The sequence below is a fragment of the Paraburkholderia phytofirmans genome (assembly GCF_046028095.1).
In the GTDB taxonomy this organism is placed as follows: Bacteria; Pseudomonadota; Gammaproteobacteria; order Burkholderiales; family Burkholderiaceae; genus Paraburkholderia; species Paraburkholderia phytofirmans_A.
In genome coordinates this window covers 586,388-609,262 of the sequence record NZ_JAQQDJ010000001.1, presented here as the reverse complement: position 1 = coordinate 609,262, position 22,875 = coordinate 586,388, and the positions used below count along the sequence as shown (strand labels likewise).

General features: G+C 62.9%; 22 protein-coding genes. 6 read left to right on the top strand and 16 right to left on the bottom strand.

Going from position 1 to position 22,875, the window contains the following annotated elements; genetic code table 11:
• Positions 1-156 precede the first annotated feature (156 nt).
• Positions 157-705: a hypothetical protein gene (locus tag PQR54_RS02745; RefSeq protein ID WP_408243968.1), complete on the bottom strand. Its 549-nt coding sequence runs from the start codon at positions 703-705 to the stop codon at positions 157-159.
• 338 nt (positions 706-1,043) lie between these two features.
• Here PQR54_RS02745 and PQR54_RS02740 point away from each other — a divergent pair, with 338 nt between their 5' ends.
• Positions 1,044-1,574, top strand: a complete 531-nt coding sequence (locus tag PQR54_RS02740) for a TlpA disulfide reductase family protein (protein ID WP_408243967.1) — start codon at positions 1,044-1,046, stop codon at positions 1,572-1,574.
• Between the two features lie 78 nt (positions 1,575-1,652).
• Here the strand turns inward: PQR54_RS02740 and PQR54_RS02735 are convergent, their stop codons facing one another.
• The 8 genes from PQR54_RS02735 to ugpQ all read right to left on the bottom strand — a co-directional run bounded on the left by PQR54_RS02735 (position 1,653) and on the right by ugpQ (position 11,790).
• On the bottom strand, positions 1,653-3,005 hold the full coding sequence (locus PQR54_RS02735) for a sigma-54-dependent transcriptional regulator (RefSeq protein ID WP_408243966.1): 1,353 nt from the start codon (positions 3,003-3,005) through the stop codon (positions 1,653-1,655).
• Positions 3,006-3,022: 17 nt separating this feature from the next.
• Positions 3,023-5,023 carry a sensor histidine kinase gene (locus PQR54_RS02730; protein ID WP_408243965.1) on the bottom strand — a complete coding sequence of 667 codons (2,001 nt, stop codon included), beginning with the start codon at positions 5,021-5,023 and terminating at the stop codon, positions 3,023-3,025.
• Between the two features lie 56 nt (positions 5,024-5,079).
• A complete protein-coding gene (locus PQR54_RS02725; protein WP_408243964.1) occupies positions 5,080-6,360 on the bottom strand; it encodes a dicarboxylate/amino acid:cation symporter in 1,281 nt (426 codons plus the stop codon).
• A gap of 403 nt (positions 6,361-6,763) precedes the next feature.
• Positions 6,764-7,834 (bottom strand): ABC transporter ATP-binding protein, encoded by a 1,071-nt coding sequence (locus tag PQR54_RS02720; protein ID WP_408243963.1) that lies wholly within the window; start codon positions 7,832-7,834, stop codon positions 6,764-6,766.
• 72 nt (positions 7,835-7,906) lie between these two features.
• A complete protein-coding gene (locus PQR54_RS02715) occupies positions 7,907-8,698 on the bottom strand; it encodes an ABC transporter permease (protein WP_091796880.1) in 792 nt (263 codons plus the stop codon).
• Positions 8,695-9,633, bottom strand: coding sequence for an ABC transporter permease (locus PQR54_RS02710; protein ID WP_408243962.1), 939 nt, complete (start codon positions 9,631-9,633; stop codon positions 8,695-8,697). Before PQR54_RS02710 ends, PQR54_RS02715 begins: the two co-directional genes overlap by 4 nt.
• 147 nt (positions 9,634-9,780) lie before the next feature.
• A complete protein-coding gene (locus PQR54_RS02705; RefSeq protein WP_408243961.1) occupies positions 9,781-10,896 on the bottom strand; it encodes an ABC transporter substrate-binding protein in 1,116 nt (371 codons plus the stop codon).
• Between the two features lie 105 nt (positions 10,897-11,001).
• Positions 11,002-11,790 (bottom strand): glycerophosphodiester phosphodiesterase, encoded by a 789-nt coding sequence (gene ugpQ / locus PQR54_RS02700; RefSeq protein ID WP_408243960.1) that lies wholly within the window; start codon positions 11,788-11,790, stop codon positions 11,002-11,004.
• A gap of 567 nt (positions 11,791-12,357) precedes the next feature.
• Here ugpQ and PQR54_RS02695 point away from each other — a divergent pair.
• Positions 12,358-13,128 (top strand): DeoR/GlpR family DNA-binding transcription regulator, encoded by a 771-nt coding sequence (locus tag PQR54_RS02695; RefSeq protein WP_106302239.1) that lies wholly within the window; start codon positions 12,358-12,360, stop codon positions 13,126-13,128.
• Between the two features lie 24 nt (positions 13,129-13,152).
• On the opposite strand, the gene PQR54_RS02690 is transcribed toward PQR54_RS02695, so the two are convergent.
• On the bottom strand, positions 13,153-14,820 hold the full coding sequence (locus tag PQR54_RS02690; protein ID WP_408243959.1) for a Na/Pi cotransporter family protein: 1,668 nt from the start codon (positions 14,818-14,820) through the stop codon (positions 13,153-13,155).
• A gap of 218 nt (positions 14,821-15,038) precedes the next feature.
• Here PQR54_RS02690 and PQR54_RS02685 point away from each other — a divergent pair, with 218 nt between their 5' ends.
• Positions 15,039-15,728 carry a histidinol-phosphatase gene (locus PQR54_RS02685; protein ID WP_408243958.1) on the top strand — a complete coding sequence of 230 codons (690 nt, stop codon included), beginning with the start codon at positions 15,039-15,041 and terminating at the stop codon, positions 15,726-15,728.
• Positions 15,729-15,755: 27 nt separating this feature from the next.
• Here PQR54_RS02685 and PQR54_RS02680 read toward each other — a convergent pair whose 3' ends face one another.
• Genes PQR54_RS02680 through tauA form a run of 3 tightly spaced genes read right to left on the bottom strand, consistent with a single transcriptional unit; the run spans position 15,756 to position 18,483 of the window.
• The gene (locus PQR54_RS02680) at positions 15,756-16,595 is read right to left on the bottom strand and encodes an ABC transporter permease subunit (RefSeq protein ID WP_408244245.1); all 840 of its coding nucleotides are present in this window, start codon (positions 16,593-16,595) and stop codon (positions 15,756-15,758) included.
• A gap of 26 nt (positions 16,596-16,621) precedes the next feature.
• A complete protein-coding gene (locus tag PQR54_RS02675) occupies positions 16,622-17,419 on the bottom strand; it encodes a taurine ABC transporter ATP-binding protein (protein ID WP_408243957.1) in 798 nt (265 codons plus the stop codon).
• Between the two features lie 41 nt (positions 17,420-17,460).
• Positions 17,461-18,483: a taurine ABC transporter substrate-binding protein gene (tauA, locus tag PQR54_RS02670; RefSeq protein WP_408243956.1), complete on the bottom strand. Its 1,023-nt coding sequence runs from the start codon at positions 18,481-18,483 to the stop codon at positions 17,461-17,463.
• Positions 18,484-18,758: 275 nt separating this feature from the next.
• Here tauA and PQR54_RS02665 point away from each other — a divergent pair, with 275 nt between their 5' ends.
• The gene (locus PQR54_RS02665) at positions 18,759-19,208 is read left to right on the top strand and encodes a hypothetical protein (RefSeq protein ID WP_408243955.1); all 450 of its coding nucleotides are present in this window, start codon (positions 18,759-18,761) and stop codon (positions 19,206-19,208) included.
• 52 nt (positions 19,209-19,260) lie between these two features.
• A complete protein-coding gene (locus PQR54_RS02660) occupies positions 19,261-19,395 on the top strand; it encodes a hypothetical protein (protein ID WP_258193327.1) in 135 nt (44 codons plus the stop codon).
• A gap of 120 nt (positions 19,396-19,515) precedes the next feature.
• On the opposite strand, the gene lipA is transcribed toward PQR54_RS02660, so the two are convergent.
• From lipA to PQR54_RS02645, 3 genes are all read right to left on the bottom strand, one after another.
• The gene (lipA, locus tag PQR54_RS02655; RefSeq protein ID WP_106282260.1) at positions 19,516-20,523 is read right to left on the bottom strand and encodes a lipoyl synthase; all 1,008 of its coding nucleotides are present in this window, start codon (positions 20,521-20,523) and stop codon (positions 19,516-19,518) included.
• Between the two features lie 13 nt (positions 20,524-20,536).
• Positions 20,537-21,259 (bottom strand): lipoyl(octanoyl) transferase LipB, encoded by a 723-nt coding sequence (gene lipB, locus PQR54_RS02650; RefSeq protein ID WP_408243954.1) that lies wholly within the window; start codon positions 21,257-21,259, stop codon positions 20,537-20,539.
• 217 nt (positions 21,260-21,476) lie between these two features.
• Positions 21,477-21,803, bottom strand: coding sequence for a DUF2917 domain-containing protein (locus PQR54_RS02645; protein WP_132376228.1), 327 nt, complete (start codon positions 21,801-21,803; stop codon positions 21,477-21,479).
• Positions 21,804-21,901: 98 nt separating this feature from the next.
• Here PQR54_RS02645 and PQR54_RS02640 point away from each other — a divergent pair, with 98 nt between their 5' ends.
• Positions 21,902-22,870 (top strand): transcriptional regulator GcvA, encoded by a 969-nt coding sequence (locus PQR54_RS02640; RefSeq protein WP_408243953.1) that lies wholly within the window; start codon positions 21,902-21,904, stop codon positions 22,868-22,870.
• The last annotated feature ends 5 nt before the right edge of the window (positions 22,871-22,875 follow it).

The following is a 22,875-nucleotide window of genomic DNA, read 5'->3' as shown; positions in this document are numbered from 1 at the left end:
GCGAGTTCTCAACAGAGTTATCCACAGGAACGGTGAGCAACAGGAAAACCTCAACGTAAACCGGGAATTAGCGCGCGATGCTGCGAAGGAACTTTCACTGTGCGCGGGAGCTCGGTTGCGCCCCATCACTCGCAGAATCGGCCAAAAATACCGCTCTCAATACAGTTGGAACGACGAAAAAAATTGGTCGACCTGTTCCTGCTGCATCGGCTTCGCTGCAATGATCGCCGCCTGATAGACATGCCGGCCGCGCGCCACGAGCCGGGCGTAGACAGTGCGTGTTTCGTGCTGCGAGCCGGCCTCGCCGCTCAGCTTCATTTCCAGGCCGAGCACCTGGCCGCCGGCAGCAAGCGGGATCTGCACGGCACGCGCATCAGGCGCGGCGCCCACATTACGAGCGAGGCCGGTGCGCAGGAAATCGAGCGCGGCGCGCTGCGTGGCCTCATCGTCGTTGGGCAGCATGACCGTGCCGACCGCGAAGACGGCGTCGCCGGCTTCGGCCGTCTGCATCGCCATCTGCATCGGCGTGCCGTTGATCTGCACGGCTCGCTGATCGTTGCCTGGCTTGGCCGGCAGGTCGACGGTGTAGCCGTTGTCGTTGTTCATGATGGTTCGCCAGTCGAAAGTGGGCGAACAGGCGCTCAGCGCGACGCCCAGCGTCAGCGTGCAAGCCAGCGTGCTCAAGACTGCGCGCGCGCTCGACAATGGAGGCGTGGCGCCGACTGACCGGTCGCTGGCTACGATCGGGCGCGGCGGGCGCGGCGGGCGGTTAAAGAAATGGCCCGCAGAGCGGCTGGCAGAAGCAAGACAGGGCGAAATTCGAGCGAGAAGGCGACTGACGCGATTGACGCGGAGAACAGTTCGAGACATGGGGGCAGAAGACCAGACTGACGAGAACGTAGAACCCCTATTATCCGCTCCCGGCCCGCGCCCTGCCGCGCCGCCGGAATGGAGCTACAATAGCGACGCTGTTCAGCACCGGGCCGAAAGCCCAAACCGACGCACTGTCCCGCGCGTTCCGCGCGACTCCTGAGGTTCCGTTCATGAGCTCCACGCCGTCCACCGCCACCCGGCGCGCGAATCCGCTTCGCTACATCATCATTGCCGCCGTGGCCGTCGCCATCGCCGTGGCCGGTTATTTCGCGTTTGCGGGCCAGCAGCGCGTGCCGGATGCGACCTTCACGCTGCTGTCCGGCCAGAAAGTGTCGACCGCCGACCTGAAAGGCAAGGTCTACCTCGTCAACTTCTGGGCGACGAGCTGCGACACGTGCATGAAGGAAATGCCGCAGATGGTCCAGACCTATAACCGCTTCAAAGGCCAAGGCCTCGAATTCGTCGCCGTGGCGATGAGCTACGACGCGCCCATGTACGTGGCCAACTACACGCAAACCCGCCAGTTGCCGTTCAAGGTCGCAATGGACGACGGCTCGGCCGCCAAGCAGTTCGGCAACGTCCAGCTCACGCCGACCACGTTCCTGGTCGACAAGGACGGCAAGATTCTCAAGCGCTATGTGGGCGAACCGCAATTCGCGGAACTGGACCAGTTGCTGGAAAAGGCGCTGAAACCGGCCTGAACGAACAGCGCAGCCTGACCCGATTCAACTGAATCAAACACGCCGGCCTCGCATCGCGACGCCGGCGTTTTCAATTCCTCACCGCTCCCCTTCGCCCTTCGCGGCGAGCCCGTAGCGCTTGATCTTCTCGTAGAGCGTCGCCTTGCCGAGTTGCAGCTTGTCCGCCGCGACCGCCACAACGCCGCCGGTCTGCTCCAACGCTTCCGCGATCACTGCCCGCTCGAATTGTTCGACTCGCTCCTTCAACGGCTGCGTGGCCGCGCCGTCGTCGCCGAAAGACATCACCGGATCGTCCGCGATGCCGAGCACGAAGCGGTCGGCGGCGTTGCGCAGCTCCCGCACGTTGCCCGGCCAGTCGCGCTGCATCAGGCCGGCGCGCTGGCGGTCGGTGAGGATCGGCGCGGGACGTTGATAGCGCACCGCCGCGTCCAGCAGGAAGTGTTCGAAGAGCGGCACGATGTCCTCGCGACGTTCGCCCAGCGGCGGCAGTGCAATCGTCACCACGTTCAGCCGGTACAACAGATCGCGCCGGAACGAACCGTCCGCGACGTGCTCGGCCATATCGCCCTTGGCAGCGGCGACCACGCGGCAATTCACGCGAATCGGCTGATTCGAGCCGAGCCGCTCCAGCACGCCGTCCTGCAGCACACGCAGCAGCTTGACCTGCAAGGCGAGCGGCATGCTCTCGATTTCATCCAGAAACAGCGTGCCGCCCGACGCATGTTCGAGCTTGCCGATGCGCCGTTTCGCCGCGCCGGTGAAAGCGCCCGGCTCGTAGCCGAACATTTCCGACTCGAACATCGGCTCCGGCAGCGCGCCGCAGTTCACCGCGATAAACGGCTTGTCACGCCGCGGCGACAACTCATGCAGACTGCGCGCGATCAACTCCTTGCCCGCGCCAGTGTCGCCGTTGATCAGCACGGAGGCGTCGGTGGGCGCGACGTTGGCGATCAGCCGGCGCACCTGTTCGATGGCCGGACTTCTGCCGATGATCCGTGGCGCCACCGAGTTCTGTTCCGCCAATTCACGGCGCAGCGCGAGGTTCTCCAGCACCAGCTTGCGGCGCTCCAACGCGCGCCGCACAGTTTCGATCAGACGCTCGGACGCGAAAGGCTTTTCGATGAAGTCGTACGCGCCGTCGCGCATCGCCTGAACGGCCATCGAAATATCGCCGTGGCCCGTGACCAGAATCACCGGCACGTCCGGCGCACGCTCGTGGCATTGCGCAAGCAGGTCGAGGCCGCTCGCGCCCGGCAAGCGAATGTCGCTGACGATCACGCCGGAGAAGTCCGCGCTGATCGTCTTCGCCGCGGATTCCACCGAGGCATGCCCGATCACGTCGAAGCCCGCCAGTTGCAGGCTCTGCACGCTGGCGCGCCGCACCAGTTCGTCGTCTTCGATATACAGCACTTGCAGGCCGTGGTTCAGCATGGCGTTTTCCGTGTGATTCAGGAGCCCGTGGTGAGCGGGTCCGTTGTGTGGCTCGTCAGTGCGCGCGCGCGGCGCAACGTCAACACGAACAATGCACCGCCGTCCGGCGCGTTGCGCGCCACCAGCGAGCCGCCGCAATCGCGCGCGATCGACGACGATATCGCGAGTCCCAGCCCCAGTCCCTGGCCCATTTCCTTGGTGGTGAAGAAAGGCTCGAACAGACGCGGCAGGACGTCGTCGGCGATGCCGGGACCGTTATCGCTCACGGCGAACGACAGATTCGCATCGGCGACTTCGATCTCGATCGAAATGCGTGGCGGATGCAAGTCGGCGGTTGCATCGAGCGCGTTGCCGAGCAGGTTGATCAACACCTGTTCGAGCCGCAGATCGTCGCAGTGAGCGATCAGTTCGGGATGGTCGTCGGCGAGACTTAGCGGCGTGCGCGTGCCGCTGTCCGCATCGAGCAACGTGATTTCGACTTCGACGCCCTGCAAGCGCTTTTGCAACAGCGCGACGACGTTGCGCAACGCCCGCACGATCGGCGCCCGCGCACTACGTGGCCGCGCGCGTCCGACGAACAGTTTCAACTGATTGGTGATCTTGCCCATGCGCTCGGTGAGCGCGGCGATCGCTTCGAGATTTTCGCGCGCCGATGCCTGGTCGCCGCGCTCGAGCAGCACGCGCGTGTTGTCCGAGAAACCGCGCAACGCGGCGAGCGGCTGATTCAATTCATGCGTGATGCCGGCGGCCATCTGACCAAGCGCGGCGAGCTTGCTCGCCTGGATCAGTTCGTCGTGCGCGGCGCGCAACTCCTGCTCGGCGCGCGTGCGTTCGGCCACTTCCTTCTGCAACTGTTCGTTCGCCTGCGAGAGGTCCGCGGTGCGCTCGGCGACCCGCCGGTTCAGTTCGGCGTAGGCTTTTTGCAGCAGCGCGCGGCTGCGCATCACTTCGCGCACGCGAGCCCGGCGCATTCTCCAGTAAAACGCGAGCAACACGAGCGACACGTAGCCGAAGGCTGTGACGATGGTTGCCTTGCGCGCATCGGCGTCGACCGGATCGACGGGCGACATGGTGATCAGATGCCAGTCCGGCTCGCCCATGCCGCGCCGCGACGCCAGATAACGCGGCGCATAGCGGCCGCCGCCGATGCGCACGATCTGCGCGTTGCCTTCGAGCGTGCGTTCGATCGACACCGGCAGCGGCGCGAGCGGCTGCTGCGCGTATTGGCGCGCCTGATAGATCGAATCGGCGACCGGCCCCGACAGCGGCCGGATCGTGTGGTACTTCCATGCCGGCACCGACGACAGAAAGATCACGCCGTGATCGTCGGTGACGACGAGCGGTTCGGACGCATCCACGCCCTGGAACCATTCGAGATCGAGTTTGACCACCGCCACGCCGACGATCTTGCCCTCGCGCCGCACCGGCTGCGAGATGTAGTAGCCCGGCGCCTGTGAAATCGTGCCGATGCCGAAAAAGCGGCCCACGCCGCCTTTGACCGCGTCGACAAAATACGGCCGGAACAGATAGCCCCCGCCGATGAAGCTGCCCGGTCCGCGCCAGTTGCTCGCGGCGACGCAAAAGCCGTCGAGCGGAATGATGTAGGTGACCGTGGCGCGCGCATGGCGGTTCAGGTCATCGAGATAAAGGTTGGCGCGCTGCACATTGGCCGGCGTGGGATTGACCAGCACGTCCTGCACGATGGGATGTTCCGCCAGCAGATAAGGCAGCGATTCGTAGCGTTCGAGCGTGCTCTTCAGCGCACTGGTCGTACGATCGACACGCACTGCGGCGTTGCGCCGCAAATGATCGATGCCGCTTTGCCACGCGATGCTGTAAGTGAGCCCGCACGCCACCACGAGCCCGGCGACGAGCGCGAAGAGGATCAGCAGGCGTCGCGTCACGTTGGCAATATCCGATCGGTGAGGATCGTTTATTGTGGCATAAGGCGATGCGTCGTCGGCGTCAGCTTCGTCGGCCGACGACGTGAGGGTTGGGCGCGCGGCCACCGGTTTCATACGCTGGTGTCCGCGGCCATGAGCGTTACGTTAGAAGGCGTTGCCGATTGCGCGGCTTAAACGCCGGCCGGTTCTTTGAGCGGCACATCGCCACGCAACGCGGCGTTCAGCTTGTTGCGGTCCAGTTCCTTTTCCCATGCCGACACCACCACCGTCGCCACGCCGTTACCGACGATGTTCGTCAGCGCGCGGCATTCGCTCATGAAGCGGTCGATACCGAGAATCAGCACCATGCCCGACAGCGGAATGGTCGGCACCACGGCCAGTGTCGCGGCCAGCGTGATGAAACCCGCGCCGGTCACGCCGCTCGCCCCCTTCGAGGTCAGCATCGTCACCGCCAGCAGCGTGAGCTGTTGTGTCCACGTGAGGTCGGTGTTGGTGGCTTGCGCGATGAACAGCACGGCCATCGTCATGTAGATGTTGGTGCCGTCGAGGTTGAACGAATAACCGGTCGGCACCACGAGGCCCACCACCGAACGCGAGCAGCCGAGCTTTTCGAGCTTCAGCATGAGTTGCGGCAGCGCGGCTTCGGAAGAGCTCGTGCCGAGCACGATCAGCATCTCTTCCTTGATGTACGCGACGAAGCGCAGGATGTTGAAACCCACCGCGCGCGCGATGATGCCAAGCACGACCACCACGAACACGATCGACGTCAGATAGAACGTGCCGATCAGTTTGAGCATCGGCAGCAGCGAGCCGATACCGTACTTGCCGATCGTGAAGGCCATCGCGCCGAACGCGCCGATCGGCGCCAGCTTCGTGATGATCCGCACAATGCCGAACAGCACATGCGAGAGCCCGTCGATAAAGCTCGTCACGACCTTGCCCTTCTCGCCGGCCGTCGCGAGCACCGCGCCGAACAGCAGCGCGATCAGCAGGATCTGCAGGATTTCACCCTGCGCGAACGCCGACACGAGCGTGTCCGGAATGAGGTGCATCAGAAAGTCGACCGTGGTCTGGCCGTGCGCTTTCGCGGCATACGAGGCGACGGCCTTGCCGTCGAGCGTAGCCGGATCGATGTTGAAGCCGACGCCCGGCTTCAACACGTGCGTGGCGATCAGGCCGAGCACCAGCGCGAAAGTCGAGACGATCTCGAAGTACAGCAGCGCCTTGCCGCCAACTCGCCCGACCTTCTTCATGTCCTCCATGCCGGCGATACCCGTCACCACCGTACAGAAGATGATCGGTCCGATCACCATCTTGATCAGCTTGATGAAGCCGTCGCCGAGCGGCTTCATGTCGACGGCGAAATCCGGATAGAAATGGCCGAGTGCGATACCTATAAGGATCGCCACGATCACCTGGACGTACAGCACTTTGTGGATAGGTTTCTTCACGATGGTTCCTGCGATGTGGATGAGCTCAATGGCCTGCCACGCTGCGCATCATGCGAACGAATAGTCGTCACGCCTGTGCACGGCATTAGGCCGCGACAAGGGACGAATTCAGAAATACCGGGAAGGGAAATCGGACATCGTTGTCTCCTTGCTGTAGTTGTCGGACCGTTGCGGCCGCGGATTCTAATTTGCAAGGTCGATGCCAGCTCGATGCCTGGATCGACGCCTTGATTTTTATAGGTTTTCTGACGGTCCAGTGTACGCGCCGTCCGGGATTCTGGAAATCCGGACAAAGGCTGTCGGGGAATCCGGAATCCATTGGGACGGCGGCCTCGGGATAACCCGTAGGGCTTTCTACGGCGTGCCTGGCCAGGCGGCAAGCGCGCCTTCCAACTTGCGGTCGTTAAACGCTGCCCTCTTCCAGCACCAGCAGATTCTCGTGCGAGAAACCGAGCGACACCGGCTGGCCGCGTTCGGGCAAACCGCGATTCGGATCGTTGAATACGTCGAGCGAAATCACGGCGTCTTTCACGCGAGTTCTGATGCGCACTACTGCGCCGAGGAAATTCACTTCTTCGACGGTGGCGTTCAGCGTGTTGCGGCCGGGCGCGGCCGGCTCCAGCACGATCGCTTCGGGCCGCAGCGCGAGCAGGCGCTTCTTGCCCGCATCGTCCGACGGCAATTCTTGCGTCGTGGTGAGCTCCTGGCCGTCCACCACCATCCTGCCGGTCGCCGGATCCACCACATGCCCGGCCAGAATATTCAGCGTGCCGACAAACGACGCAACGAAGCGCGTGCGCGGAAAGTTGTAGATCTCCGAGGGCGAGCCGATCTGTTCGACGCGGCCCTCGTTCATCACGACGATGCGGTCGGAAATCGACAGCGCCTCTTCCTGATCGTGCGTGACGAAAATCGACGTGATGCCGAGTTCGCGCTGCAATGCGCGAATGTCCAGGCGCAATGAGATACGGATCTTGGCGTCGAGCGCTGAGAGCGGTTCGTCGAGCAGCAACACCTGCGGCTTACCTGCCAGCGCCCGCGCGAGCGCCACGCGCTGCTGCTGGCCGCCCGACAATTGCCACGGATAGCGCCCGCCCAGATGCGGCAGCTTGATCAGTTGCAGCATCTCTTCGACGCGGCTATTGATCTCCGCCTGCGGGCGATGCGTGATCTTCAGCCCGAAGCCGATGTTCTCGGCCACCGTCATGTTCGGAAACAGCGCATACGACTGGAACACCATGCCGACCTTGCGCTGTCGCGTGCGAAGGTGCGTGACGTCCTTGTTGTCGAGCCGGATGATGCCGCGCGTCGGCGTTTCGAAGCCGGCGATCATGCGTAGCACCGTCGTCTTGCCGCAGCCGGAAGGCCCGAGGAAAGTGATGAACTCGCCGCGTTCGATCTTCATGTCGAAGTGATGCAGCGCAATGTTCGCCCCGAAGGACTTATGCAGATTTTCGATCTCAAGGAATGCCATGATTCGCTGCCTCAGTCCGTCAAACTTGTTGGATCAAACTCGCTGGTCAAACTCATTGGTCACACTCATTGCTCACACTTTCTGGCCGCTCATCGCGCGGGCCGAGCCGAATACCTGAATCAGTCCCATCGACGCCCACGTGATCACGAACGCGATGATCGCGAGCGCCGACGGCTCGTACGCGCGGTTCGCACCGATCAACTGCAGATACGGACCGAACGCGGGACGGTCGAGCAAGCTCGCCAGCGTGAACTCGCCGATCACCACCGCAAAGGTGAGAAACGCGCCGGACAGAATGCCCGAGCGGATATTCGGAAAGATCACCTTGAAGAGAATCGTCGGCCAGTTCGCGCCGAGACACTCGGCGGCTTCGGTGAGCGAGCGCACGTCGACCGCGCGCAGGCCGGCATCGACGGCGCGGTACATGTACGGAAGCGAGAGCGTCACGTAGCCGAATACCAGCAGCAGGTCGGTGGCGCGCTCGTTGCCGGTGAGCGGCAGAATCGAACTGCTGTTATAGATGCGCAGATAACCGAACACGATCACGATGGCGGGCACCACCAGCGGCAGCAGCGTGATGAATTCGACCACCGGCCGCAGCTTCGGCAAACGCAATTGCACCCAGTAAGCGGTCGGCACCACCAGCAGCACGCCGACCACGATCGTCAGCAGCGCCATCAGAATCGAGTAGCCGAACGAGGCTTGAAAGCGAGGATCGCCGAGCACGACGCTATACGCTTCGAAGCTATAGGTGCCGCGCTTCATGCGCAGGCTGAACTCGAACGTCGCGATCAACGGAATGAGGAAGTACAGCGAACCGACGATCATCGCGGTCCACGCACCCACGCGCGATTGGCTTTTCATCGACGTCCCCTTTCAGCGCGCGAGCGCAGCCAGATGTAGCCGCCATTCGAAAGGCCGGTGACGAGCACCATGCCGAGCGCGAGCGCATAGCCGAGGTTCTGGTTGTGCATCACGTCGCCGCGAATCTGCGCGTACAACAGGATCGTGACGATATTCAGCGAACTGCCGGTGAGCGCGTAGGCCGTGGCAACCGCGCCGAACGAATTGGCGAACAGCAGCAGCGCGGCGCCGAGCACGCTCGGCCACAGCACCGGCAGCGCGACGTAGCGCCAGTATTGATACGCGGTGCCGCCGAGGCAATCGCAGGCCTCGCGCCATTCGCGCTTCAAACCGTCGAGCGCGGGCGTGACGATCAGCACCATCAAGGGAATCTGGAAATACAGATAGGTCAGCGTCAAGCCGGAAAAGCTCAGGACGCTGAAGCCGGTCGAGTAAAGATTGAAGCCCAGGTATTTTTTCAGCAGCACGGTGACGAGCCCAACGCGCCCCAAAGTGCAGATGAAGGCGAACGCGAGCGGCACGCCGGCAAAGTTCGACGCGACGCCCGAAAACGTCATCAAGGTCGGACGAATCCAGCCGGGTAGTTTGCCCTGCACCGCCGCCCATGCGAGCAGCGAACCGATCACCGCGCCGCCCAGCGAAGACGCTGCGCTCACCTTGAAGCTGATCCAGTACGCGTCCATGACGGTGGGCTGGAGCAGGTCGCGGAAATTGGCGAGCGTGAAGTGGCCTTGCGGGTCCTGGAATGCGCCGACCATCAGGAAGCCGGTCGGCAGAATCAGGAACAGCAACGCGAACGTAAAGAACGGCACTACGCCGATCCAGGCAAGGAACTGCGACGCGCGGCCCGGACCGTCGACGCGAGGCGTTGGGGTTGGCACAGGCGGAACCAGCAATTCCGGCTGTACCGACCCGGCATCCGATGAAGCGCTCATAGCTCACCCTTGGGGCAATCTGGCAAACGCACCCGGCGCGCTGCGCTCATCACGAGCGGCGGCGCGCCGGGGCGGCAAAACTTCACGCTACGGTTTTTGTGTCGCGGCGCGCTTGCTCCGCTGCCGCCGCGACCTGCGCGCTACGCCTTACTTGACGTTCGCGCCGACCGCTTCGTCCCAGTGCTTCGTGATGGTTTCCTTGTACGCGTCCTGTTGCGAGAGCGTCGGGAACACCACGTTCTTGTAAGCCGACGGCGGCGGCAGCTTGTCGAGCAGCGCTTGCGGCACTTTCTTGCCGGTCACCAGCTCGTTGTAGCGCATCGGGTGGCAGTAGCCCTTCAGCCAGCCGATCTGGCCTTCGTCGGAGTACAGATATTCCATCCACAGCTTGGCTGCGTTCGGATGCGGCGCGTAAGCGCTGATCGCCTGCACGTACACGCCGGCGACCACACCCGTTTTCGGAATCACCACATTCACCTTCGGGTTGCCCTTCAGCGTGTCGCGGTCGGCCAGCGCGTTGTAGTCCCAACGCACGACGATCGGCGTGGTGCCTTGCGCGAGCGACGCGGCCTTGCCGATCACCGGCACGAAGTTGCCGCTCTTGTTCAGGTTGGCGAAATACGTCAGGCCGGCCTGACCGGCCTTGCTCACGTCGCCCTTGCTTTGCGACAAACCGGCGGCGTACACGGCCTGGATCGCCTGGTTGGCCGAGCGCGGGTCGCCCGCGAGCGACACGGCGTTCTTATAATCGGGCTTGAGCAGATCGCTCCAGTCGGACGGCGCCTTGTCGATCATGTCGGCGTTGACTTCGAACGCGAGCACGCCGTAGTAATCGCCATACCAATAGCCGTCGGCGTCTTTCGACTCCTTCGGGATCGAGTTCCACGAGGCGACCTTGTACGGCTGCAGCAATCCTTCTGCCTTTGCCGACGGACCGAACGACAGACCCACATCGATCACGTCGGGCGCCTGCGGGCCCTTGTTGCCTTTGTTCGCTTTGATGGCTTCGACTTCGTCGCCCGAACCCGCATCCGGATTCAGTTCATTGATCTTGATGCCGTATTTCTTCTGGAAGCCGGCCACCAGTTCGCCGTAGTTACACCAGTCGTGCGGCAGCGCGATCACGGTGAGTTGGCCTTCCTGCTTGGCGGCGGCGATCAGTGCGTCGAGCGGCGCGGCCGAAACGCTGCTGCTGACGCCGGCGGCGGTGACACCCGCAACGGCTGACATCGAAAGTAAGCGAGCTAACGCGGTGCGGTTCATAGTCTTTCCCCATCCTCTGCCGAAATTGCTACGTTTGGAAAATTTCTAGTTCGAGCTTCAGAGAGCGCGCGCGTGCATGGTTGCACTTGCGCGCCCGCACCATGTTCACGCCAGGTTGGCCGGCGCCGGGAACATGTCGTGTTGCAGTGTATCGATGCGATCTGTACAAATCATGTCGACGCCCCACTGCGCGAGCAGTTGCGCGCGCGCCGGATCGTTGACGGTGTAGGCGAGCACGCGCAGGCCGGCGCAGTGAACCTCCGCGACCAGCCGCTCGGTGAGATAACGTTGGTTCGCGTGAAATGACACACAGTCCAGTTCACGCACGATGCGCAGCCAGTCGTCAGGAATTTCTTCGAATAGCATGCCGCGTTGCAGCGACGGCGCCGCGTCGCGCGCAGCGGCGAGCGCCTCGAACGAAAACGACGACAGCAACGGCGGCGTCTTCTGTCCTTGCCACAAGGTCAGCGCACCGCTTGCCACCAGCGTGCCGGTGATTTCGTCGCGGCCCGGACACGGTTTGATTTCGATGTTGGCGGCAATGCCGTCGCGCGCGCAGCGCTCGGCCGCCTCGGCCAGCGTCGGCAAACGCGTGCCGGCGAATTGCGGTCCGTACCATGAGCCGGCGTCGAGCGTCGCCAGCTGCTGCCAGGTGTGCTCGGCGGCGGCGCCGTGGCCGTTGGTGGTGCGCTCGAGGGTGTCGTCGTGGAGCAGGAACAGCTGGTTGTCGGCGGAAAGCTTGGCGTCGAATTCGACCATGCGGTAGCCGTAGCGCACGCAGGCGTCGAAACCCGCGAGTGTGTTTTCCGGCGCCAGCGTGCCGCCGCAGCGATGGGCGGCCAGTCGCGGATAAGGCCAGTCTGCGGATAAGGTGCGATTAATCCCGTTTCCCACGTCGCGTTACCTTTCAGATAGAGCGGGTTGACTATGCTCTCGACACGTTCCCGGCCGTCACCGCCGCCTCGGCCAACGTGAGGCATGCGCGGCCTCATGTTGCCTCCAAGTGCGAGCCCGTGCGTAGTATCGCGCCAAGGCAAGCGCCGCGAAAGCCGGGCATACACTCGATGCATCCATCGCACCGTGCGTTGCAATGTCATTGTCAGGATGACGAAGCGTGCAGTCATCCCGCAGCGCGAAACGTCACCGACCTATCGCCTGGACGGCAAACCCCGAGATCCATTATGACGATGACACGGGTCAATCAAATTGCCAAAAAATGCCGCGAAATGCTCGAAACCGGACATTTCAATTCCTTTTCGAACATTTGATGTTCGAAATAGACTGCGCGCTTCGATCTGCGAAGGCTAAATTGAAATACACAAACTTGCAAGCTGCCAAAAAAATACAACACAATTCGACTAAAGTAGTAGCCTTGACATCGTCCGGACACACATTCGTGACCACGATGTCGCAGTTAAATACAAGCTGAACCAACGCGCGTACGCATCCAGGGAAAAATGAATGTGGCAGGAAGACCGTCATCAAAGAATTCGCGCGTTACTGTCCACGCTGCAACGCGTGTCCACGGAACGGATCATGGCGGACCTTGGGGTATCGCGCGAAACCGTGCGGCGCGACCTGCTCGATCTCGAAGCGCTCGGTGAACTGCGGCGCGTGCACGGCGGCGCGATCAAGCCCGCCGACGAAGCGCCGATCGCCGAACGCGCGCACATGCGCGTCAAATCCAAAACGGCGATTGCGAAGGCGGCCACCGGTTTGATCGCGAGCGGCCAGACGCTGTTCATCGACGCAGGCACCACCACCGCCGCGCTGGCCGAAGAACTGGCGAAGCTCGCAAACCTCACCATCGTCACCAATTCGATCGACGTCGCACTGAAGATGCGCGGCGCGGTCGATCAGACCGAAGCCGCCAACGAAGTCATCCTGCTCGGCGGCTCGATCAGCGACCGCGCCATGGCGACCACCGGCGCGACCACCGTGCTCGACATCCAGCGCTATCGTGCGGACCTCGCGCTGCTGTCGCCGGTCGGTATCGATCACCGGCATGGCGCGACCAATTACGATCACGCCGAAACCGAAGTGGCGCGCGCCATGGTCGCCAACGCGGACCGCGTGGTGATCCTCGCCGACTACAGCAAGATCGGCCAACGCAGCCGTATCTCGTACTGCCCGGTCGATCGGATCGACGTGCTCGTCACCAACAAAAAAGCGGCCGAAGCCGCCGACTTTGCATCGCTGAAGAAGAAGCTCGAAGAGATCGTGCTTGCTTAGGGCTTGGGTCGGGGGACTCGAGCGTTATTCCTTCACGTGCATCGTATCGAGCGAACGCTTGCGCAAGCGCGTGTCGTGCAATGCGCCGGCTGCGTCGAGTACCGGATAGGCGGTCGAACAGAACAGTGAATTGAGCCGCTTCATGTCGCTGATCAGATCGAGATGCAGCGCACTCGTCTCGATGCTTCGCAAGGTCTGTCCGGCGAGCCGGTCCAGATGCCGGTACGAATACGCGCGCTCCAGATCGCGAAAGCGCTCCTTCTCCGCGAGCAGACGCTCGGCGCAACGCAGATCGTTGTTCAGAAACACCGACAGGCCGAGCTGCAGATTGCTGACAAGCCGCGCCTGCAAGTCGTCCAGTTCGCCCAGCCCTTCTTCCGAAAACGACAGGCGATGAGCGATCTTCTTTTCCTCGATGTCCCGCACGATCCGCTCGATGATGTCGCCCGCATGCTCCAGGTTAATCGTCAATGAAATGATGTCGGTCCAGCGGCGGCTGTCGGCTTCGTCGAGTTGCTCGCGCGAGATCAGCGTCAGATAAGTTTTGACGGCGGCGTAGAGTTCGTCCACGTCGTCGTCCATGAGGACCGTTTCGCGCGCTTTGTCGAGATTGTTGTGATGGATCAGATCCGCGACATTGTCGAGCATGGATCGCACGATGTCGCCGATCCGCAGCACCTCGCGTGAGGCATGCGCCAGCGCGAGCGTCGGCGTGGACAGCGCGGTGGCATCCAGGTGGAGCGGCCGTAGCTCACCGCCCGGCACCGGCCGGTTCGGCAACACGCGCACGCAGATACGCGCCACCGGGTCGATTAGCGACAGGCACGCGCAGCAACGCAGCGTGTTGTAGATCAGATGGAAGCCGACCGTGGCTTCACGCGGATTCGCGATCAGCACCGGCAGACCGCGTGCGAGCAGCGAAGTGAACGGCAGGATCAGCAGCGCGCCGGCCAGCTTGAACGCAAAGCTGCCCAACGCAAGACGCCGCGCCGCCGCGTTTTGCGCGACGGTGCCGAGCAGCGCGAGCAGGCCGCTGCCGAGATTCGCACCGATCACGAGGCACAGCGCGACCTTCAGCGAAATCACGCCGGACGAGGCGAGCGTTGCGGTCAACAGGACAGCGGCAAGGCTTGAATAGGACAGCATCGCGAACGCGGCGCCGACCAGTGCGTCGAGCATGGTGTCGCCGGTCAACGCACCGAACATGACACGCACGCCGGCGCCTTGCATCATCGGCTGCGCGGCCTCGACGATCAGACGCAGCGCCAGCAGGATCAAACCGAGGCCGATCAACGTGCGGCCGGCCTGGCCAAGACGGGTTTGCTTGCGCGACAGAAAGAGCGGCACGCCGAGCAGAATCAGGATCGGGGACAACCAGGACAGATCGAGCGTGAGGATCCGCGCCATTAACGCAGTGCCCACGTCTGCGCCGAGCATGATCGCGAGGCCGCTGGTGAGCGGTAAAAGTCCCTGGGCCGCGAACGACGTGACGATCACCGCGGTGGCATTACTGCTCTGCACGAGACTCGTAACGCCGACACCCGAGAGAAAAGCCCGCCAGCGGCTACTGGTGCTGCGCCCCAGCACGCTGCGCAGATCGGCGCCGAGGACTCGCAGGATGCCGGTGCGCACAATGTGCGACCCCCACACGAGGAGCGCCACACCGGCCAGAAGGTTTAGGAGAATCAACATAAGGCACTGCGCATCCATTCCTGCTGCCATGACCCGAACCGCATGCCGCGCGAACCGGCACCCGGGGCGTATGACAGTAGTGTTGCACATTTTTGCCTTATTGTAATTTTGTGCTTTTAAATATAGGCTCGGATAAAGCTGTGGATTGCTGTGTGCCGGCTCATGGTCAGTCATGCGGCGACTCCGGTCACTCGACCACCTAACCACGAGAACTCTGGATGAGCCGCAACCTTGCGCTGTTCGACCTGGATCACACGTTGCTGCCGCTGGATAGCGATCAGGCGTGGGCCCACTTCATTGCCGGACTGGGGATAGAAGGCGCCGCGCGGCACGCGCAGGAAATCGACGATTACTACCAGCAGTACGTGGCCGGCACGCTCGACATGGCCGCTTACCTGAACTACACGCTGGCGCCGCTTGCCCGCCACTCGCGCGAGCAGCTCGACACGTGGCATGCGCAGTTCATGCAGCAGGTGATTGCGCCGGCCATCCTGCCGGCAGCGCGCGCGCTCGTGCAACGCCATCTCGATGCGGGCGATCTCTGCTGTATCGTCACCGCAACTAATGTGTTCATCACGGAGCCGATCGGCAAGGCGCTCGGTTTCGAGCATCTGCTGGGAATCGAGCTTGGCACCGAAGGCGGCGATCCGTTGGCGCGTTTTACGGGGATGGCGGTCGGCACGCCCACCTTCCGCGAAGGCAAGATCACGCGCACCGAGAGCTGGCTTGCCTCGCTCGGCCATCGTCTGCAGGATTTCCCGCAGAGCTGGTTCTATAGCGATTCGATCAACGACGTGCCGTTGCTGGAGCGCGTCACGCATCCGGTCGCGACCAATCCTGATACGCGTTTGCGTGCTATCGCCACGGAACGCGGCTGGCCGGTGATCGAGCTGTTCGGCCGGGCCTGAGCGCTGTCGCGGCGTTCGGCCGCTGCGTTACACGCGCCCTTTCCACGGCACGAGCCGCCGTTCCAGCGCACGCATGCCCAGATCGAACAGCCACGCGATCAATCCGATCAGCACGATGCCCATCACCACCACGTCGGTACGTAGAAAGCTCGACGCGTTGAGCACCATCTGACCCAGGCCCGCAGTGGCCGCGACCATTTCCGCGGCGACCAGCGTCGTCCAGCCGAAGCCGATTGCAATGCGCAGGCCGGTGAGAATCTCGGGCAACGCCGCCGGCAAAACCACATGCCGCACGATCTGCGAGAAGCGGCCGCCCAACGAATACGCCGCATGAATCTGCTCGATGGTCGCGCTGCGCACGCCGGCGCGCGCGGCCATGGCAATCGGCGCGAAGCAGGCAAGATAGATCACGACGATCTTCGCCGTTTCGTCGATGCCGAACCAGATCACCACCAGCGGCAGATAAGCGAGCGGCGGCAGCGGTCGATAGAACTCGAGCGGCGGATCGAGAAGGCCGCGCGCAACCCGGCTCACGCCCATCAGGATACCGACCGGCACCGCCGTGAGCGCGGCCAGCGCAAACGCGCCGAACACGCGCAACGCGCTCCACGCCAGATGCTCAGAGAGCGGCAAACCGCCTTGAATACGGCCGTGCCACGCGTCGAGAAACGCGGTCCATACCGCTTCGGGCGTCGGCAGAAATAGCGGCGGCAACCAGTGCAGATGCGTGGCAAGCCACCACAATGCCGCGAGCGTCGTGACCGAGAGCGCACTCAGCGTGGCGGTCGGACCTTCGCCCGGCAGACGCCAGCCGCGCACGGGCCGCCCGGTTTGCCGCGGGCGCTTGCTGGTCTGCGCGAGCGGCACGTCACCCAATGATTCACGCGAAGCCGTCACGACAGCACCTCGTCCTGGTTGCGCTCATGCAGCCGATGCACCAGCCGCTCGCGCCATTCGATGAAATCCGCCGACGACTTCACCGCGCGCGCATCGCGTGTCTGCAGAAAACGCCGTGCGAACGGCAAGTCGTAGCTATCGGCGATGCGGCCCGGTCCCGGCGTCATGACGACGAGACGGGTCGCGAGAAAGAGCGCCTCTTCGACGCTATGTGTGATGAAGAACACCGTCTTGCGTGTGCGGCCCCAAACATCGAGCACGAGCTCCTGCATCGACTCGCGCGTCATGGCGTCGAGCGCGCCCATCGGTTCGTCCATCAGCAGCACTTGTGGATCGCTGGCGAGCGCGCGCGCAATGCCCACGCGCTGCTGCATGCCGCCCGACAGCGCATAGACGCGCGAGCGCGCATGCTTCTCGAGTCCGACGAGCTTCAGCATGTCGAGCGAAATGCGCTCGCGCTCCGCCTTCGGCACACGCTGAAAGCGCAAACCGAGCGCGACGTTGTCGAGCACATCCAGCCACGGCATCAACGCGTACTTCTGAAACACGACGCCGCGGTCCGCGCCCGGTCCGAGCACGGGTTCGCCGTTTAATCTCACTTCACCTTCAGTCGGCGGGATGAAGCCGGCAATGCAATTGAGCAAGGTCGTCTTGCCGCAGCCCGACGCGCCCAGCGCGACCACGAACTCGCCGGGTTCGATACGCAGATCGACATCGGCGAGCGCGACATGCGGCGCCGCGCCGCGCGCGCCTTCGTAGGCGACGTGCAGTCGCCGGATTTCAAGACCGCTCATCGCCGGGCCTCATGATGCCAATGGGAGACAGTGCGCGACGATCAATGCGCCGCACGCTGCACGAACTGCGGATCGACGCCGGTCGAATAGTCGGCCAACACGTTCTGAATCGTGCCTTGCGTCTTCAGAAACGCCGCGGTGGCGGCCAGCGACTTCGCCGCGCCCGATTGCGCGCCACCGCCGAGCCATGCATTCGAAGCCTGCTGCGCCGGCGTCGGGAACGCGTACAACGCCAGGCTCGCCGGCACTTCCTGCGCGTTCGCGCCGGACTCCTTGGCGACCGCCTCGACCTGCGGCGACGCTGCCGTCCAAGCGGACGTGTGGTCGCGGTAACTTGCGTCGGTCGCGGCGAGCACCTTCACGAAACGCGCGACGAACTCGGCGTTCTGACTGGCGAACTTGCGATCGACGACGAAGCCGTCGAAGGTCGCCTTGCCGGTCTGCTGCGCGACCTGCCCCGACGTAATGAGCACCTTGCCGTTCTTCTTGACCTTGGCGAGCACGGGGTCCCAGATATACGTCGCGTCGATGTCGCCGCGCTCCCACGCCGCCGCGACTTCAGGCGGGCGCAGGTTGACGATCTTGACGTCGGACGGATTCACGCCGGCGCTCTGCAACGCAACCAGCGTGTGAAAGTGCGACGTCGATACGAAAGGCACGCCGATCTTCTTGCCTTTGAGACCGGCGACGCTCGTTACATTGGAGCCATCGCGTGCGACCAGCGCTTCGGCGTCGTTGATATTGTCGAGAATCCAGAACAGCGAAATATCCACGCCCTGCGACAGGCCTGCGGCGATCGGGCTCGAACCGGCTTCCCCGAGTTGCACCGAACCGGAGGCCAGCGCGCGGATCACGTCGGCGCCGCTGCCCAGCTTGCGGTAGGTGACTTTGTAGCCGGTGGCTTTCTCCACTTCACCGGTGGCCTGCGCGTAACGCCAGGGCACTACCATGTCCTGATACGCGATCACGACTTCTTTGGTGTCGGCGTGCGCCACGGAAGCAAACGGCGCGGACAATGCGAGCAGCGTAGCGAACGCGGCAAGCGGACGGAGGAAGCGGTTCATCGGGAAGCCCCTTGAGCAGGTGTTGTTCGGGAGGCTTTCGACTATAGGCAGTTTGTTCGCGGCCGGTTCTAATTAATCCGCGATTGCTAATCACGCTGTTTGAGCATTGCTTTTCACGTTCGGTTGGTTAGCGGCGACTGCTGGAGTGGGCAGTCGGGCGGTTCCAGCGAATGATGGCGGAATGTGGCGTGTGTGCGCAAGCTGGCCGTTCGGCAGATTGACCTTGTATCGACGGCAGCGGGATCATCTTTGCGTCGCCAGAACTTCGCATTCCTATGATCGATTTAGTTGGCCGCCTTAGCTGGTTGCTTTTCAACGTCGGCGTGCCGGTGTGTGCGCCCTTTGCGCTGCTGCCTCTGTTGAGCTTTTCGCGGTTCTATCGGCAGTCGTCCAACGGCATTGCGATACGTTCCGTGCAGAACGGACAGCTTCTCTGGGTCGTCATCTCAATGTGCGCCAGCGCGTGCTATGAGATCGGAAGCGCGTTGGGCGATGCATCGACGAATAGCAGGCTGGCTTTCATGTTGGCTGGATTGCTGTGGCATGTTCTATTTCTCGTCGTGGCATCCATCCTCGTGTCGTTCGGCGCAGCTGACTCGACGCCACATCCTGATTATCGTCACGGCGACGAGGCACGTGAACGGAAATTGATGTGGACATCCACGATCATGACTGCAGCAGTTGCCGCCTCATTCGCCCTATCTCATTATTCGTTAAACTACTAATCAGCAACCCTCTGAGCTATACTTTTAAGCACGTCCAACAGGGAGAACTCAAATGCCCAATCTGATCGACTACGTCATGGAAAATCGCGATGTGCGCGATCGCCTGATCGAACTGGCCGCTCCATTTTCAGTCATCGGTAGCACGATCGCCTCGATCTGCATGCTGCTCGCACGTTACTACCGGTAATTCTTCGCAGAGAAGGGCGAAATTGCGCGGCATCGGCAATCAAAATCTGACCGCCCAAAAGAAAAAAGCCTGCAACGCGTGCAGGCTCTTTCTCAAACTGGCAGCTATCCGCAAAGACGCTCAGACCACGCCAGCTCCATGCGCCTGCAAATCGGCGTGGTAGCTCGAGCGAACCATTGCACCCACGGCTGCGTGCGTGAAACCCATCTTGTACGCTTCTTCCTCGTACATCTTGAACGTGTCCGGGTGCACGTAAGACCGCACCGGCAGATGGTGTTCCGACGGTTGCAGATACTGACCGATCGTCAGCATGTCCACGTCGTGTTCACGCAGGTCGCGCATCACCTGCAGAATCTCTTCTTCGGTTTCGCCGAGGCCCACCATCAGACCGGACTTGGTGGCGACTTCAGGGTGCAGCGCCTTGAAGTCCTTCAGCAGCTTCAGCGAATGCGCGTAGTCCGACCCCGGGCGCGCTTCCTTGTACAGACGCGGCACCGTTTCGAGGTTGTGATTCATCACATCGGGCGGCGCGGCATTCAAAATGCCGATCGCACGATCCAGACGGCCGCGGAAGTCCGGCGTCAGAATTTCGATGCGGGTCTCCGGCGAAAGCTCGCGCGTCTGACGGATACATTCCACGAAGTGAGCCGCGCCGCCGTCACGCAAATCGTCACGATCGACGCTGGTGATCACCACGTACTTGAGCTTCAACGCAGCGATGGTGCGCGCGAGGTTGCCCGGTTCGTCCACATCGAGCGGATCCGGACGGCCGTGGCCAACGTCGCAGAACGGGCAGCGGCGCGTGCACTTGTCGCCCATGATCATGAAGGTCGCCGTGCCCTTGCCGAAGCATTCGCCGATGTTCGGGCAGCTTGCCTCTTCACACACCGTATGCAGGTTGTGCTCGCGCAGGATCTGCTTGATTTCGTAGAAACGCGAGTTGCCGGTCGCCGCTTTGACGCGGATCCAGTCGGGTTTCTTGAGCTTTTCGATCGGGACGATCTTGATCGGAATACGGGCGGTTTTGGCTTGCGCCTTCTGCTTGGCGGTGGCGTCGTAAGCGGCGGCGGAAGCCGGCACGGCGTCAGGAGCGGGGGAAGCTGCGAGGTTCGCGGTAACGTCAGTCATTCGTTCGATCCAGTCAGGCGGTGAGAGCACCAGCCTGTGGTTGGGCGACGGCCGCAGGACTGCCGTCGAGGTTTGCGGTGAGGCGTTCTGCAAAGGTACGGGCCACGTCGTCCCAGCCGGCGACGACGCCAAGCGTTGCCATATCGACTGTTTCGAGCCCCGCGTAGCCACATGGATTGATGGCCAGAAACGGCCGCAAATCCATGTTCACGTTCAGGCTCACGCCGTGATAACTGCAGCCGTTGCGGATTTTCAGACCCAGCGCCGCAACCTTGGCACCGGCGTGCAGCCCGACGTCCGGCCCCGGCGCCACGTAGATACCGGGGGCGCCCGCCTTTCGTTCTCCGGCGAGATTATACGCCGCGAGGGTGTCGATCACGGCTTGCTCGATTCGCGTGACCAGTTCGCGCACCATCAACTTGCGGCGGCGCAAATCGAGCAGCAGGTAGGCCACCACCTGGCCGGGCCCGTGATACGTGATCTGCCCGCCCCGGTCGACTTTGACCAGAGGAATACCGCTGTCGGCGGCCAGCAGATGGGCGGGGTCGCCCGCCTGGCCTAGCGTGAAGACGGGTGGATGTTCGACCAGCCAGATTTCGTCGGGGGTGTCGGCCGTGCGTTCGTCGGTGAACGTGCGCATGGCTTCGAAACTGACTTCGTAGGGTTCGCTGCCGCGCCAACGCAGCGTGAGCGTCGTGGAGGGCAAGGGAGTCGGGAAAACCGGGGTGGCACACATGATCCCCGCAGTTTACCGAAATCTGGGAATCCCCGCCGAAGGTGGCAGGATTGGAAACGTCAAGTCGTTGTAGCGTGGCTGCGCCTCGAAGTACCAATTCACCATGGCGCGGCGGCGCCGGTAGTGCTGGACGTCGCGGCTAGGCCGCGCCGGCTACGCCACCAAATCACGCCGCGGCGCGCCATCCGGCTAAACCGGCGCGCCCGCGGAAGTACCATCAAACCGTGCGCCAGCCGCCTCGCATACGCGCAGCCAACCGTTCGCCGATGCGCGCAAACCAATTCAGCGCGCGCTCGTCGCAGCGTGTTGGCACTGAAAACGCCACTCTCGCTTGCCCGTTGCCCTCGGCGCTCAGCCACAGCCGTTCACCGCGCCGCAACCGCAGCGTATGACCGGGTTGCAGCCAGTAATCTTCCGTATCGTCGCTGCGCGTGACCCACACCGCACCGCCACGAACGACCAGCTTGGTGCTGCGCGCCACCTTCAGGGGAACCGTTTCGCCACTGCGGATTTCAAACGCGATGCTAGAGGAAATTTCTCGCATGATGCCCTCGCCAAAAGTCGTTTCATGACTACAATCCTAGGCGTAGCAAGGGTTTACGTAAAACGATCTATTTTCACCTCTATGTGAGAAATATTGCCATGGACCTTCGGCAATTACCCGCCCTGAACGCGATCAAGGCATTCGAGGCCGCCGCCCGCCACGAAAGCTTCTCGCGCGCCGCCGACGAACTCTTCGTCACCCATGGCGCCGTCAGCCACCAGATCCGCGCGCTCGAAGCCGAACTCGGCGTCTCCCTGTTCGCGCGCGACGGCAAACGCGTGCGGCTCACCGAAACCGGCCGCCGCTACGCCACGCACGTGCGCGCGGCGCTCATGGCGCTCGCCGACGCCACCCGCGAAATCCGCGCCGGCGATCGCGAGCGGCGCCTCGTGGTGTCCATGCTGTCGTCATTTGCGGCGCGCTGGGTGACGCCGCGCGTCGGCAGTTTTATCGAGGCGCATCCGCAGTGGGATCTCGAACTGCTGTCCACCAACGCGCTCACGGACTTCGCGCGCGACGACGTCGACGTGGCGATCCGTTTCGGCTTCGGCAAATATTCGGGTTTGCATTCGGAGTTGTTGCTGGAGGAGATTTTCTTTCCCGCTTGCGCGCCGACTTTCAACAGCGGCAAGCTGCCGCAAACGCCGGCCGATCTGGCCAAATTCCCGCTACTGCGTTCCGACGACGAACTCTGGCGCCCCTGGTTCGACGCCGCCGGCCTCACCGACTGGCCGGAGCCGAAGCGCGGCGTGCTGTACCAGGATTCGTCGAATCTGCTGCAGGCCGCCATCGACGGCCAGGGAATCGCGCTCACGCGCCGCTCGCTGGCCATGCCAGAGATCGCGGCGGGCCGCCTCGTGCGGCTTTTCGATGTGGATGGGCCGAGCCCATGGCAGTACTACTTCATCTGCACGCCGCAGATGCTGGAAACCGCCCGTGTGAAAGCGTTTCGCGACTGGGTATTCGAGGAGGTGGGACGCTTCAAGCAGCTTTTCGACCGGGCTTGCGAGCTACGACCTGCCGCAAGCGCCGATCTATCGGCGAACGCATTGCACGTCACGCCGTAACACGA

Bases quoted from the DNA above. Each gene is read 5' to 3' on its own strand.
- PQR54_RS02740 (WP_408243967.1), top strand. From the start codon at position 1,044: ATGAGCTCCACGCCGTCCACCGCCACCCGGCGCGCGAATCCGCTTCGC.
- PQR54_RS02735 (WP_408243966.1), bottom strand. From the start codon at position 3,005: ATGCTGAACCACGGCCTGCAAGTGCTGTATATCGAAGACGACGAACTG.
- PQR54_RS02730 (WP_408243965.1), bottom strand. From the start codon at position 5,023: ATGAAACCGGTGGCCGCGCGCCCAACCCTCACGTCGTCGGCCGACGAA.
- PQR54_RS02720 (WP_408243963.1), bottom strand. From the start codon at position 7,834: ATGGCATTCCTTGAGATCGAAAATCTGCATAAGTCCTTCGGGGCGAAC.
- PQR54_RS02715 (WP_091796880.1), bottom strand. From the start codon at position 8,698: ATGAAAAGCCAATCGCGCGTGGGTGCGTGGACCGCGATGATCGTCGGT.
- PQR54_RS02710 (WP_408243962.1), bottom strand. From the start codon at position 9,633: ATGAGCGCTTCATCGGATGCCGGGTCGGTACAGCCGGAATTGCTGGTT.
- PQR54_RS02705 (WP_408243961.1), bottom strand. From the start codon at position 10,896: ATGAACCGCACCGCGTTAGCTCGCTTACTTTCGATGTCAGCCGTTGCG.
- PQR54_RS02695 (WP_106302239.1), top strand. From the start codon at position 12,358: ATGTGGCAGGAAGACCGTCATCAAAGAATTCGCGCGTTACTGTCCACG.
- PQR54_RS02690 (WP_408243959.1), bottom strand. From the start codon at position 14,820: ATGTTGATTCTCCTAAACCTTCTGGCCGGTGTGGCGCTCCTCGTGTGG.
- PQR54_RS02685 (WP_408243958.1), top strand. From the start codon at position 15,039: ATGAGCCGCAACCTTGCGCTGTTCGACCTGGATCACACGTTGCTGCCG.
- PQR54_RS02675 (WP_408243957.1), bottom strand. From the start codon at position 17,419: ATGAGCGGTCTTGAAATCCGGCGACTGCACGTCGCCTACGAAGGCGCG.
- tauA (WP_408243956.1), bottom strand. From the start codon at position 18,483: ATGAACCGCTTCCTCCGTCCGCTTGCCGCGTTCGCTACGCTGCTCGCA.
- PQR54_RS02665 (WP_408243955.1), top strand. From the start codon at position 18,759: ATGATCGATTTAGTTGGCCGCCTTAGCTGGTTGCTTTTCAACGTCGGC.
- PQR54_RS02660 (WP_258193327.1), top strand. From the start codon at position 19,261: ATGCCCAATCTGATCGACTACGTCATGGAAAATCGCGATGTGCGCGAT.
- lipA (WP_106282260.1), bottom strand. From the start codon at position 20,523: ATGACTGACGTTACCGCGAACCTCGCAGCTTCCCCCGCTCCTGACGCC.
- lipB (WP_408243954.1), bottom strand. From the start codon at position 21,259: ATGTGTGCCACCCCGGTTTTCCCGACTCCCTTGCCCTCCACGACGCTC.
- PQR54_RS02645 (WP_132376228.1), bottom strand. From the start codon at position 21,803: ATGCGAGAAATTTCCTCTAGCATCGCGTTTGAAATCCGCAGTGGCGAA.
- PQR54_RS02640 (WP_408243953.1), top strand. From the start codon at position 21,902: ATGGACCTTCGGCAATTACCCGCCCTGAACGCGATCAAGGCATTCGAG.